Here is a 12,846-nt window from a genome sequence, read left to right on the forward strand (position 1 = left end):
CATGCCAGAGGGGGCCATTCTTATGAATTCCAATCTCCACGCCAATGAGCCAGATGTGTCTTCTCTGGATGTTGGTGAGTTGTATATTCGTTATAAAAAATATGCATTTTCAATAGCCTACCGCATGTTGGGCAGTGTGGTAGAAGCTGAAGATATTGTGCAGGATTGCTTTGCGGGGATTCAGAGCACGTCTGCTCAGGATATTCGTAATCCCAAGTCCTACATCGCCAGATTGGTTGTGAACCGAAGCTTGAATCTGCTAAATTCCGCCCGTAATCAGCGGGAAAGTTATGTTGGTGAGTGGCTGCCAGAGCCGATGGGTGACAGTGAAGAGGCGAACATGCCGGAGGAAACGATGGAGAAAAAAGAGCTGATCTCCTACGCCTATCTGGTCATGTTGGAGCGTCTATCGCCCATGGAACGGGCTGTTTTTGTCCTTCGTGAAGCGTTCCGATATGATTATTCCGAAATAGCGGATTGGCTGGGCAAAACGGAGAGCAACTGCCGTCAAATCTTTAGCCGCGCCAGACGAAACTTGCCTGAAAAACTTCCACTGATCGAGCAGAGTGATGCGGATATGATAGCCAAGGGTGAATTGCTGAGCCGTTTTACAACGGCTTTCCTTCGTCATGACGTCTCTGCCATGCTGGAGTTACTGGCAGATCAGCCTGTGTTTACAGCAGATGGCGGTGGCGTTGTGCATACGGTTATGAGAACAATGAACGTTCACAAAGGTGTGCTTGCACTCCTGACCTCACGGCGAGTCCTTACGCGATTGCGTGAAAGAGAATGGGTGCCCATGTGGATCAATGGCGAGCTTCAACTCGCTTTGATGAAAGAAGGGCAGTTGTCCGAGGTACTCTGTTTGGAGTTGGACGCTTCCAGAGAGAGGATTGAGGGCGTGTATCTCGTCGTAAATCCGAACAAACTTACATCAATAGACACTTCAACTCTTTGATCCAAACGTAAGGACTTGATATGTAAACTTAAAAGCGGCAACCTCTTTCTCGAGGACTGCCGCTTTTTTTGCATTCACATTTTGCGATTCAGCATCCAATTATTCCCGGGCAAATTGTTGTTGAACAGGTTCAATGATTGCTCTGACTTCAGGTGTAAGCTCATCACTGTTCTGATTGAGAACCAGTAAAATCTTTTCCATAGTGTCCAGAATAACACTATCCGTATTGGGCTCACGCTTAGCCAAAGCTTTCTCGTAAGCTTGTTTCACCTCAGGGTCCATGGTGCGGATTTCTTCGTCCGTGTACCAATCATAAGCAGGCGTGTTGTCACTTCCGTAGAACAGATAATCCACAAATAACCCTTGCTTCACTGCTGATGTGCGATTGGAATTCGGGAAGTTGTTCAAAAAGGCTTCTTTCTCCAATGCACGCTGGATTAATTCGTTCCAAGAGATGATAATGCCACCATCTGAAGTCGTCATTTGGTTGGACTCGGTAGCCATAATATCAATGTACTCAGCAATATCAGCCTTAACAAAAGGTTTGAACTTTTTGTATATCTCATAATTGATGATGGGGTAATACAAACCTTCACTGGTTTCCAGTTTGAACCCGAGATCAGAAGCTTCCTGCAGAAGTTTCTTCGCTGTCGGATCTTTAATTTCTTTGAGCAGACGACTATATGTAAGCTTCTGTTCGTAACCAAGTTGTTCATGGGCTTGAGATATGGCCTGTTGAAATTGTTCCGTATACATTTGGTAATCCATATCAGCCAATTTCACGTTCTGCATGTTCTCCAATTGCAGGGTCATTAATGTTGCCTGCCAAGGACCGACTTTGTCGATATGATTCATCAGGTATTTACGTGCTTTAGCCACACTCGCTGTGGATTTCACTGCTTCCGTTCGAAACGTTTGGAATTGATGATACACCGCTTTGGAAGCGGGAACAGGTGCAGCGAGCGTTGTTGAAGTCGTAAGTGTTGAGCCGATGGCAGTACAGCCGAGAGCCATAGCCAGTAAACCAAGTTTAGCAGGTTGCTTCCATCTCATTCGTATACCTCCCCATAATGAAGAAAAAGCCATTTGAATTCTCGTTTAACGGCATTTCACCGTTTTTTATATGTATGATCCGTATGTGGACTAAGTACGGGTTTGTCATTGATTAAACCAGTTTCTGGTAACCGAATCAAGAGTCTTCAGTAGGAAAATAATTGTAAATAACCAAAAAACAGCCCCTAAAACCCAAATGGGTTGAAGAGACTGTTCTAGGTGTTCAGACTTTATTTTCTAACTTAATGAAGTGGTTTATTGCTGTTAGGCATCTGAGGTGCTCCGGTTGCTGGAATGTATGCCTGAAGCATCTGTTGTGTATCACTTGGGGTGAGTTGAGGTACTTGGTAATAGGCGTTTTTATTCTGGAACATGAAAATTTCATAGGCCATCTCGATAAAATGCTGGATCTGAGAAGCGATGACTCGGCGAACCGTTCCATTTGTGATCTCGCTACAGGACATGCCGAGCAGACTCGCATGTGACTTGATCAGTCCCAGCATATGACCGCTAATCCCGGCATCCTTTACATCGGCCAAGCTCTGGTTTGGTTTTTTCGGTGCTGATGGCTTAAGGCCATATACCGGTGGTACCATGTTGGGGATCATATAGGTAGCTGTCTCTTGATGAGGCTTCTGTCCGGATGCAAAACACTCTGCTGTCAGATTGTACTGGGATAAAATGAAGTTATACTGCCGATCCAGAATGCCAATCAGTTCCTGGCTCTGCACGAATGTACGGAAGATCATATATTGATCCAGCACATTAATGGTGGAGGACAGGATCTCATGCACATCGAACATCTCATGACCGCCATGATTCATGTTAGGCGTAACATTGGGATTTGCGTTTAAAGTAGGTTGTACTAAATTCTGTGGGTTCATCGAATTCGGATTCATTGGTAATTTGATTCTCCTTTGGTAAATGGTATGATTCTAGTATGCTTGGAAAGTAGTAAACTTATGTAATGTGTTAGGAGTATACGCACAAATAGGAACAGGTGTGGTGGTGGTTAAAGATGGAAGAGACCGATTGGGGTGTAGCAAAGGATTTGTTCTTCAAACATTACGGAAGCGCTATACAAATGCATCGAGAAGGTGTGTATGCAGAATATAAGCGATGGGACGTACCCCAAGAGTTAGAGGAACAATGGATAGGGGAGCGAATTCAACAATTAAGCTCCGAGCTGTCTATCATGAATTGGGATGCGGTGGATGAACTTGCGTTGATTGCCAAACATCGGACAGAACCCAATATAATTAAGGCAATTACAGAATTTTCCTCAAGACAATTGAAGAGTGCGGACAGTATGGTTCGTCTCGTGTATGCTGAACGTCTTATTGAGCTCATTAAACGGTATGAATCTTCTCTGCCGATGGACAAGTTACGGGAAACCTATCAATTGACGATGGACTTGCTTGTCGATGTGGCGACTAAACCGTTGGTGCTTGATCCAGGCCATGAACTACAGCAGTATGGATTAAAGGATAAACGTGGATTGAATTTACGTGTTGAAAAGAACAAGGAAGAAATCATCCGCTATTTTCGAAATTAATTTGAATTTTATCAAGTGAGGTCAGAATCATTGAGAAAACTGAATTATATTCACATATTTATTTTCCTTAGTGTGGTCACAATAGTAACGCTTGGATTGTACTATGTAGCCGCAGATTGGCTGGATCAGCGTTATTTCCGCTTCCTGATCTGGAATCTGTTCTTGGGCTGGATTCCTTTTGTGTTCTCTTATGCATCCTATCTGCTATCTGATGTGAAATGGAAAGGGTCCGCATGGCTTGCAGTCGCAAGTGGGCTGCTGTGGTTGTTATTTTTCCCGAACTCTTCTTACATTGTTACGGATTTGGTTCATCTGACAGCAAGAAGTTCCCGGTATTATGGTGGGAACGGAGTGGACTACACGTATTGGTACGACTTGAGTGTTGTATTAATGTTTGTCTGGACTGGACTTCTACTTGGATTCCTGTCGATGTATCAGCTTCAGGAAGTGATCTATCACCGAATTGGACGCTGGACATCCTGGATCTTTGTACTGGCTGGCTGTGCTTTGGGAAGTTACGGGGTATTGCTTGGACGTGTATATCGACTGAATAGCTGGGATGCACTGACGAATCGCGAGACGCTGATTGAACTGATGCGCGAAAGTGTAAGCCGTCCGTCTCTTGCGTTTTGCCTATTCTTTGGCACGTTTATCATTACAATCTACGCCACACTGTATTACCTGGTTAATACGAGGTCTTCCCGTGAAACGCAGAAAAGTGCAGGAAGTCCTGAGGTTGACCTACAAGCGTTGCGCTAAATTTTGTTGCCTTGAGGCATGCAACCAAATAGAACTAATCTTAATATATTGCTTAAAGGGCTGTTCCAAGTCATACACATGGCTATTGGAACAGCCCTTTAACATTATAACGAGACCTGGATCTACTGAGAAAAAACATCTTACTTTTACTTACCAGAGATTAACGCTAGGATTGTTTTCACAACCAGTTCAGGTTCATCGTGAATAATCATATGTCCACTGCGGTTGGCCACAATGAGCTGACTATCCTTCGATATATTCAACATGTTACGCTGTCCCGATTGCCATATGGATTCGAGCCTCTGCCCAATTTCAACTGGAATCCCTGCACTAGCATAGTTTTGAGGACGTCCGCGTGCAATGATACGCACAGGGATTGATCCAAGATTTTGGCCACGAATGGCATCTTCTGTTAAATGGGCGAGTAAGGCTTCTTCTTCTTTGGCATGAAAAAAGGAGGGGGTGGCAATCACATTAACAAAAGTATCCCGATCTTGCTTGGCAACCAGACCATCCAGCAAAAAGTCTGGAAATAATCTGAAAGCGCCGGATAACTTCAGTAAGGATAGGAAGGAGGCAGACGGGTTTCCCTGAAACTGAGCCTGTTCCAACAAAGCCTTTGTATTCTGTTCATCATCTTCAGGTCTCGCGTCAATGAGGACAAGGCTCTGAACCTCACTTGTATAGGTCTGTGCAAAGAGTCTGGCATACATACCACCAAGGGAATGACCTACCATAACGTAAGGTCCCTGAATATTCTCCTTCTCCAGAGCTGCATGTAGCTCTTTGACGATATTCGAACCTGTACGTTCTGTAGGGGCAGATTCACTCCAGGCATATCCTGTACGATCATATGTGACCACCGTTGCATGTTGGGCGAGTGCCGCAGGAATGTCTCTCCACGACAAACTCGTCTCACCACTTCCAGCCTCCATAAGTATGGTCGGCGAGCCATTGCCTTGTTTATGAATGTGCAGTTGGTAACCGCCGACTTGAACGAGTGTACCTGGAGGTGGAAAGTCCTTTTTGGCCTGCGACGAAGCAAACCACTCATAGAGGAAAGCGGCACCTATCAGTAGTAGCATTGTGCAGAATAACCTTACTATGAAGGTGAAAACTCTGAATTTCTTGCGAGTTGAGGCTGGGGTAGTTGTATGCATGATCTTATGAATTCCTCTCCTACAGATGTTTTTATATTTTAGTACAATGTATTAAAAAGATTATAGCACAGTGTATTACAAAAAGAGAAGTTTGTTGTATAATGTTGTCATGCCAAAAATCGTAGATCATGAAGCTCAAAGGAAAATCGTTGCTGATGCAGCAATCCGGGTCATTCAAGTGCACGGACTGGAGCATGCTACAGTTCGGAATATAGCGAAGGAAGCGGGACTTTCTGTAGGTTCCATGCGTCATTATTTTGCCACACAGGCTGAATTGTTCACCTTTTGCATGAACCTTTTTGCGGAACGGGTACAGAAAAGGGTGGAGGCGTTACAGATGAGTGGATCTGAACTGCAGGATATGAAGAATCTGCTCTTGCAATTTCTCCCGTTGGATGAAGACAGAATGATGGAAATGGAGGTCTGGTTTTCGTTTACAGCCAAATTATTGGTGTACCCCGAATTAAAAAAGTTAAGTGATCAGATGCATCAAGGGATGTATCGATCGGTTCAATGGGTAATACAGGAGTTGCAGAAGCGGGGGATGACACATCCTGAACTGGATGCCGAGATGGAGATAGAGAAGTTATATGCTCTTGTGGATGGACTCGCCATTCATATGTTAATGCAGCCAGATAGACTTACGGTAAAACGAGTGGAACAGGTGATTGAACAGCATTTGAGCATGCTTTGTGAAATTTAATCCTTACGTTGTCTGAAGAAGGGGTATTTCTCTTTATAAGGGAGTAGCCCTTCTTTTTTATGGAAATTTGGCAGGTATGCAGGATATGACGAAGAATTAAGAATGAGAATGTAATGAATACATAGACAAGTAGGTGAACAACAAAATGTTAAATGTATTAGAGCTGACAACAAAAGTAGAAGAAGTTATGGAACGCGTTAATTTTTCGGGTGTTGTATTACTCCAACAAGGCGGGAAAACCCTTTTGAATATGAAACGTGGTTATGCGAATCGCAGTGAAGAGCTTGCCAATCAGGTGGACACACGGTTCGGAATTGCATCAGGATGTAAGATCTTCACGGCAGTGAGTGTATGCCAGCTAATTGAAGCGGGTAAGTTATTTGCTGATTCCAAGCTTACGGATGTGTTGAATGTGGAATTTCCGCTGTGGGACGAAGGAATTACCATTCATCAATTGTTAACACACATGTCAGGCATTCCGGATTATTTTGATGAAGAAGTGATGGAAGACTTTTCAGAATTGTGGAAAGACAGACCCGTCTACGCGATGCGGCGATTAAGTGACTTTCTGCCCATGTTTCAGCAGTTACCGATGAAGTCTGCTCCAGGTGAACGTTTTCACTACAACAATGCGGGTTTCATTGTGCTAGGGCTAATCGCGGAACAGCATTCAGGACTGTCGTTTACAGATTATGTGGAAGAATACATTTTCAAAAGGTCTGGCATGAAGGACTCCGGTTATTTCGTAACAGATCAGCTTCCGCGTAACACCGCTTTAGGATATATCGATCATGAAGATGGCTCTTGGAACAACAATATGTTCTCCATTCCTGTCAAAGGCGGATCAGATGGTGGGGCCTATGTTACAGCGCCGGATATGGTTCGATTTTGGGATGCTTTGCTGGGTCACCAATTGTTGAATGCTGAGACAACACGGCAGTTATTAACTCCACATGCTCATCAAGAGGATGAAGAGTATTATGGACAGGGGATCTGGATTGACCGCAAGGGGGAAGGGATTTTCAAATTTCATGTCATGGGGTTTGATCCAGGGGTGTCGTTCATGTCTTCCGTGTATCCGGACTATGATCTACAACTGGTTGTGCTCTCGAATCAAGAGTCTGGTCCGTATCCAATCACGGTTGCCATCGAAGAAGCATTGGCATAACAAAATAAACCCTCAGCCTATGGATTGGTTATCCTACAACAGGTTGAGGGTTCATTGGTCTAACCAGTGGTCGAACAACATAAAAGAGCGGCCTGCATTTATAACATTTTCCATAGCTCAGGGGCGATTAATCGAGGGAAAACATCCAGCGGAGGTTTCTCTTTCTTTCGTCTGTCATTGGTTAACACCGTAACAAGTTCCAGCTCGGGGACAATATATACATACTGCCCCCCAAATCCTCGCGCGTAATAATAATGGAGATTGGGTCTGTCGTTTTCAGCATCAATATCTTCGGCAACAGACCTTTCATTCGGATAGACATCGACCCACCAATGCCAAGCATAACTGCCGTAATTAGGTGGGCTGACTGTAATGAATGGCTGCGTTGAACGGGTAACGAGCTGACTGGAAATGAGAGACTCCCCTTCCCACATCCCTTGCTGTAAGAACAACTGACCGAATTTTAGCAAATCTACGGGTAACATCTTAAGTCCGAATCCGCCGGTGTGTACACCTTGGGGGTCGCTTTCCCATTCATAGTCCTTAATTTCCAGCGGCTCAAAAAGATAACGTTCTGCGAACTCGGCTACATTCATACCTGCATTTTGCATCAGGATGGCGGATAGGATCTGTGACACTCCTGAGTTGTACTCCATATGTGTACCCGGTACATGACTTAACCGTTGTTCCAACGCAAAATCCACCCAATGATCGGTACGGGTCATGCGAGGAAATGAATTCTGCCCGCCGAACTCATCCCAGTTGAATCCGGCTGTCATGGTGAGCAGTTGTTCCAGTGTGATTGCTGGTTTACGCGGGTCAGGATCGGATGTCAACTGCGGGAAAAAGGTAGAGATTGGGGCTGATGCCTCAGGCAACAAGCCTTTATCCATCGCTATACAGATGAGTGCGGATAGCACACTCTTGGTACAGGAATTGATTTTTGCAATATCGGTCGCAGCCTCTTGGTTGCGGTAGTGTTCGTACATAAGCTCACCGCGTACACTGACGAGGCAGCTTCGCAGATCCAGCTGCGGAATGATAAGTTGTAACTTGGATGACAGTGATGAAGGATTCATAGTGTCCTTTCTGTACGGTTGATTTGTAATAGAGATTTTGTGATAGCACGTTATCGCTCTAGAGCATTTGAAGGATGTAGACTTAACATCGTTTGGGATTGTTAGTTTGTCCCAGTATGTAGTCTACACTCACATTATGGAATTCAGACAGCTTGATAAGAACAAAGCTTGGAATATCTAAAGCGCCAGTTTCATAACGAGAATATGTTGTTTGAGAAATTTTCAGCATCTTAGCCATTTGTTGTTGAGTCAGATCTTTATCTTCTCTTAGATCACGAATTCTTATATACATAGATATCACCCTTGATCAGCTTACTCTATGCGGAAACTGCATATTGATTTTTATGCAATTTTCGCATAAAATTAAACCGAGCTAATTAATGAGTTTTTACTGTGAAAAGATTATTAGGGAGGGATTGAAATGAAAAGCATATTAGAAGAAATCTATTATGGTAATCTGAGACCAGAAGAGAATATTGTTCCTAAAGGTTCGGAGTATCGATCTATTAATAAGGAGATTACAGGTTACATCGAAAAATTTCAGAAAAAGCTTTCGGAGGGTGACTTTAAACAGTTGGAGGAACTATTAGACATGATAGATAATATTAATTCCACTAATTCTTGTGAGGCATTTGTGACAGGATTTAAAATAGGGACATTAGTTACGAACGAAGTTTTTCAATGAGAGTAGGTAAGAATTAGCTAGAAATCAATACTTATATAAAAAGCCTACTCGCATAGAGTAGGCTTTTATGGGATCAACTTGTTTTAATAAAGTGATCAGAGTTTATTCTAATCTCCGGTAAACGATGATTTTTAATGATTTCTTTCCAATGATCCAGTTCGGTACCAACGTCTTCACTTTTCATAATAATCAATTGAGTGACTAAAGATGAAATACTTGCATGTAGTTCGAACTCATCTTGAGACAAGATTAAATCATCGTTCTCGATAATAAAATCAATGTTATTGTTGGAGAATTCAATCAAAAACACGCAATCTTCTTTAGAAAAAATCAATGGTTTTGATTTTATAGTTTGAAGGATAGCATCACAAGCTGCTAGTTTCATTGTATGTGATCCGTATTTTAATATTTCAAATAATTGATTTAAGAGAGTAGTAGGTTCTTCATCAATATGGCCTTCTATAATTAACTCTAAATAGCTAGGTAATGCACGTAGAGCATGTTTAATTGAATCATCGGGAAATTTCCAAATCAAATCAGCATAACTTGTTGTAAAATTCAAATCTAAATGTAGCCTCTTTGCTTGTGGAAGAAGGTAGACAAAACAATAAATTTTACAGTGATATATCTCATTAATAAGGGAGCTTAATTTTTCTTTAAGCTTACTATCTAAATAATCCAAAGGAATTGTTTTCAGAATAGTGTAACTGAGATATTGAACTAATAATATTAAGTAATCTGGTGAACGAATTAACCAATTTCTTTCATTCTCTGTTCCTAATAAAAATGCTTTTTGAGAGTCCCACCAATAAAAGAATTTACTTAGCCATTCCGCGAGTATTTCCATTGGGATCTCTTTATTTTTTTCTAAAGTTTTATTTATAATTGATGAGAATTCTTTAAAATAATTATCAAATGCTGAACCGTCACTTATCACCCCATTATTTGTAAACTTCGGGATCTCTTTATTAATGATAAAATCTTGAATAATCAGAAGTGGTTCTCTTTGTTTTAAATTAATGGAGTCAAAAATAAATTCAAAAGTACTTTGAAATACAAAATTACTAAAACCGAAAGAACGATTAGAGGGCAATGAGTTAATAATTAATGCTAGTTGATGCTCTTGTTCTGTTGTCAGGTTTTGCGTTTGATAAAGAAAAACTAACCTTATTAGTGCGCTCTCTTCATTAGCATTTTCGAGTAGATTAGATTTTATTTCCTCTTTTATTTCTAATTTAATTGGTGTTAAGTCATTAATTGATAAAAATATAAGAAAAGGATCGAAGAAATAATTTAAGCTATTTTCAACGAAATTATTATCAAGAGCCACTAGTAATTTTTCAAAGAAAGTTTTCTTTAAATGGTATGTTTTCGAGAAAGTTAATCTTTGAATTAAGTTCGAATAAAGCTCAACCTCAGATATACTATAAATTTTTTTGTTTTCAATTAGCTCGAAAATCATTTCATCAAAAAGTATTTGTTTTTCTGAAGAGAATGCAAAATATACACGTGATAAAATCTCTATTGCATGTTCAACTGGAACTAGTGGAGAAGATTCTATAAGGGAATTAATTAGTATAGACTCGATTATTACTAACTGAGGAGATTTAAGGTAATAAACAAATTGTCTAGTGAAAATATCTCCAATATCTTTATTGTTTGCATAATATAATCCCTTTGTCAGTGAGAAGTTGGGAAGAATAATGCTAATGTTTTTATGTGCAATTTCAAATCTTTTACGTATATAGTAGAGTCCAAGTTCTTCCTGTAAAATTAAAGCCGCATAAGAGTCTAAAATTTCTTGACTCATAAAATCACCAAATTTTGAACTAGACTTTCTAGTTCTGGGATCAAATCCAAAAGTCTCTTTGTTACCTAAATCATAATTATAATCTTTAACAGATAACCATGTTCTTTCAAGTTCACTGTTTGAATTGCAGCTATGAGAATTAATTTCACGTAATCTCTTTGAGTAGTAACCACGTTTATTAGTAATGCGTTCTAAATTATGGAGCACTACACTTTCAAGAGATAGTAATCTATAATTTTCATTATCAATTGTTAATAATTTTTTTATTTTTAATAAACTGAGTTCGAGTAAATTTTCTGCAACTTGCAATTGCTTTATATTAGAATAAATCACAGCTTTTTTGATATTCCATTCATAATCATTATCCGTGACCTGCCAATTGTTTAATTCAATTAGTACTTCACTGACCTTATTTAGTGCTAACAAATTGAGAATGGTTTCGTACTGAAGAAGGTGTCGTTGCTCCGAATTCAGTTTACTGTCTTTTAAGATATCAAAATACTGATTGAACTTACCTTGATCAAAATCCAATCTAGCTTCTCTAAGGAGAACAAGTTTTATTTCATTTAGGTTAATATCTGAATCGTTAGATGAGACAAAATTTCCTATGATACTTTCGAGAATTCGATGTTTATTAAAATCAAGAGGTATTGAAAATATGTTAAAATACCAGAGAAATTCATTTATTAAATTTATTTTTTTTTGGCTAATATTGTCTTCATTAAAGTTACTGAAAAAATGATTGCTGAGATTATGCAACTTGAGGGCATTTGATCTTCGTATGCTATCCGGTAATACTACCCAGCCAGGATAATTTTTACGATTGTAAATAAAATTATTAAGACTTCCATCTAATATACGATGTGGCCATTCATTTTTTTTCTTTTTTGATTCGTTCATTAGGAAACGGAATATATCTGTATACATATCATTAAAAGGATTTGAACTGCTTGAGTATAATCTTGTAAAGTCGATTAATGTTATCCCCTTCTTCTCCAATTCAACTCCACGATGCTCTTGATCATAACCAAGCATGTATACTTTAGGCATGTGCTCGCCTAAATTCTCCGACACCCATGATGTCCAGTTACTAAAGTTAGGATCATCTCCTGAAAAACCTATTAATACAAAAGTTGTTTCCATAATTGACTGCTGAACCATATTTACAAATGGACTAAATTTTACAGGATAATTATCATAATCCGATTTCGTGAAAATAAAAGGTCTATTTGCAGGGAAACTACCATGAAGCTTAATGATACGAGGTTGAACTGAATTTGGAATGTCACTTATATCATAGATAGTTTGATAATTTCTCTCATGTACATGGCTTTTAGCACGTTCTAAAAGAGTATCGTAATTAGTTGTATAAATATCGCTCCAAGGTAGTTTTAATAAATCAAAATGGAGGCTATCAGGTTCGTAATTGTTATCTGGTATAGCATTTTTAAGAGCTTCATCTAGACTGGTTCTACCGTACTCTTTAACATATAACTGACCTATCTCTAATACATCTACATTGCTAAGGTCTCCTTTGTGGCTCAAACTTTTAGTTAGTTCATCTTTAATATCATGCCAGAGGGCCATGCCATTAAAAGAATCTTCAATCTTTTTAGCATTTAAGCTAAACCCAGCACCAACCATTACTGTAACTCTGCTTTTTCCATCATCTGACCACAATCTATCTCTTATTTTTTTGAAATGAGGATACATATCAAGATTTTCTTGAAAGAATTCTTCAACATCCTTGGTCATAGTTATTCTCCTAGAATATGTATTTTTTAAAAATATTTAAATGAAAATTTATATTTCTAATATGAGAATTCGACAATTCTCTTAAATTAGTGATAGGTTATAATAATACTATTTTATATTATATCCCATTCATAAATTCAACTAAATATAAAATTGATTAG

Annotated in this window: 12 protein-coding genes; 6 read left to right on the forward strand and 6 right to left on the reverse strand. The window is 39.7% G+C overall.

Going from position 1 to position 12,846, the window contains the following annotated elements; all coding sequences use genetic code 11:
* The first annotated feature begins 22 nt into the window (after positions 1-22).
* A complete protein-coding gene (locus tag FE296_RS15330) occupies positions 23-958 on the forward strand; it encodes a sigma-70 family RNA polymerase sigma factor (protein WP_150365500.1) in 936 nt (311 codons plus the stop codon).
* Positions 959-1,057: 99 nt separating this feature from the next.
* On the opposite strand, the gene FE296_RS15335 is transcribed toward FE296_RS15330, so the two are convergent.
* Together FE296_RS15335 and FE296_RS15340 are read right to left on the reverse strand one after the other, a co-directional pair.
* Positions 1,058-2,011: a hypothetical protein gene (locus FE296_RS15335; protein WP_150365501.1), complete on the reverse strand. Its 954-nt coding sequence runs from the start codon at positions 2,009-2,011 to the stop codon at positions 1,058-1,060.
* Between the two features lie 242 nt (positions 2,012-2,253).
* Positions 2,254-2,895, reverse strand: a complete 642-nt coding sequence (locus FE296_RS15340) for a spore coat protein (protein WP_411860584.1) — start codon at positions 2,893-2,895, stop codon at positions 2,254-2,256.
* A gap of 116 nt (positions 2,896-3,011) precedes the next feature.
* Here FE296_RS15340 and FE296_RS15345 point away from each other — a divergent pair, with 116 nt between their 5' ends.
* Together FE296_RS15345 and FE296_RS15350 are read left to right on the forward strand one after the other, a co-directional pair.
* Positions 3,012-3,566 carry a hypothetical protein gene (locus FE296_RS15345; protein ID WP_190945248.1) on the forward strand — a complete coding sequence of 185 codons (555 nt, stop codon included), beginning with the start codon at positions 3,012-3,014 and terminating at the stop codon, positions 3,564-3,566.
* 72 nt (positions 3,567-3,638) lie between these two features.
* On the forward strand, positions 3,639-4,325 hold the full coding sequence (locus FE296_RS15350; RefSeq protein WP_223868888.1) for a DUF1361 domain-containing protein: 687 nt from the start codon (positions 3,639-3,641) through the stop codon (positions 4,323-4,325).
* Positions 4,326-4,471: 146 nt separating this feature from the next.
* On the opposite strand, the gene FE296_RS15355 is transcribed toward FE296_RS15350, so the two are convergent.
* Positions 4,472-5,410 (reverse strand): alpha/beta fold hydrolase, encoded by a 939-nt coding sequence (locus tag FE296_RS15355; RefSeq protein WP_150365504.1) that lies wholly within the window; start codon positions 5,408-5,410, stop codon positions 4,472-4,474.
* A 184-nt stretch (positions 5,411-5,594) separates the two neighbouring features.
* Between FE296_RS15355 and FE296_RS15360 the strand changes: the two genes are divergently transcribed.
* A complete protein-coding gene (locus FE296_RS15360; protein ID WP_190945250.1) occupies positions 5,595-6,188 on the forward strand; it encodes a TetR/AcrR family transcriptional regulator in 594 nt (197 codons plus the stop codon).
* 145 nt (positions 6,189-6,333) lie between these two features.
* Positions 6,334-7,356, forward strand: coding sequence for a serine hydrolase domain-containing protein (locus FE296_RS15365; RefSeq protein ID WP_150365506.1), 1,023 nt, complete (start codon positions 6,334-6,336; stop codon positions 7,354-7,356).
* Between the two features lie 98 nt (positions 7,357-7,454).
* Here FE296_RS15365 and FE296_RS15370 read toward each other — a convergent pair whose 3' ends face one another.
* Positions 7,455-8,435, reverse strand: coding sequence for a serine hydrolase domain-containing protein (locus FE296_RS15370; RefSeq protein ID WP_150365507.1), 981 nt, complete (start codon positions 8,433-8,435; stop codon positions 7,455-7,457).
* An 82-nt stretch (positions 8,436-8,517) separates the two neighbouring features.
* Positions 8,518-8,727: a helix-turn-helix domain-containing protein gene (locus FE296_RS15375; RefSeq protein ID WP_105599306.1), complete on the reverse strand. Its 210-nt coding sequence runs from the start codon at positions 8,725-8,727 to the stop codon at positions 8,518-8,520.
* 129 nt (positions 8,728-8,856) lie between these two features.
* Between FE296_RS15375 and FE296_RS15380 the strand changes: the two genes are divergently transcribed.
* Complete coding sequence (locus FE296_RS15380) at positions 8,857-9,120, forward strand: DUF6809 family protein (protein ID WP_105599305.1); 264 nt, start codon at positions 8,857-8,859, stop codon at positions 9,118-9,120.
* 73 nt (positions 9,121-9,193) lie between these two features.
* Here the strand turns inward: FE296_RS15380 and FE296_RS15385 are convergent, their stop codons facing one another.
* Positions 9,194-12,685 (reverse strand): SIR2 family NAD-dependent protein deacylase, encoded by a 3,492-nt coding sequence (locus FE296_RS15385; RefSeq protein ID WP_150365508.1) that lies wholly within the window; start codon positions 12,683-12,685, stop codon positions 9,194-9,196.
* Between the last annotated feature and the right edge of the window lie 161 nt (positions 12,686-12,846).

The organism is Paenibacillus sp. UASWS1643, assembly GCF_008693195.1.
GTDB lineage: Bacteria > Bacillota > Bacilli > Paenibacillales > Paenibacillaceae > Paenibacillus > Paenibacillus amylolyticus_B.

Bases quoted from the DNA above. Each gene is read 5' to 3' on its own strand.
- FE296_RS15330 (WP_150365500.1), top strand. From the start codon at position 23: ATGAATTCCAATCTCCACGCCAATGAGCCAGATGTGTCTTCTCTGGAT.
- FE296_RS15335 (WP_150365501.1), bottom strand. From the start codon at position 2,011: ATGAGATGGAAGCAACCTGCTAAACTTGGTTTACTGGCTATGGCTCTC.
- FE296_RS15340 (WP_411860584.1), bottom strand. From the start codon at position 2,895: ATGAACCCACAGAATTTAGTACAACCTACTTTAAACGCAAATCCCAAT.
- FE296_RS15355 (WP_150365504.1), bottom strand. From the start codon at position 5,410: ATGCTACTACTGATAGGTGCCGCTTTCCTCTATGAGTGGTTTGCTTCG.
- FE296_RS15360 (WP_190945250.1), top strand. From the start codon at position 5,595: ATGCCAAAAATCGTAGATCATGAAGCTCAAAGGAAAATCGTTGCTGAT.
- FE296_RS15365 (WP_150365506.1), top strand. From the start codon at position 6,334: ATGTTAAATGTATTAGAGCTGACAACAAAAGTAGAAGAAGTTATGGAA.
- FE296_RS15370 (WP_150365507.1), bottom strand. From the start codon at position 8,435: ATGAATCCTTCATCACTGTCATCCAAGTTACAACTTATCATTCCGCAG.
- FE296_RS15375 (WP_105599306.1), bottom strand. From the start codon at position 8,727: ATGTATATAAGAATTCGTGATCTAAGAGAAGATAAAGATCTGACTCAA.
- FE296_RS15380 (WP_105599305.1), top strand. From the start codon at position 8,857: ATGAAAAGCATATTAGAAGAAATCTATTATGGTAATCTGAGACCAGAA.
- FE296_RS15385 (WP_150365508.1), bottom strand. From the start codon at position 12,685: ATGACCAAGGATGTTGAAGAATTCTTTCAAGAAAATCTTGATATGTAT.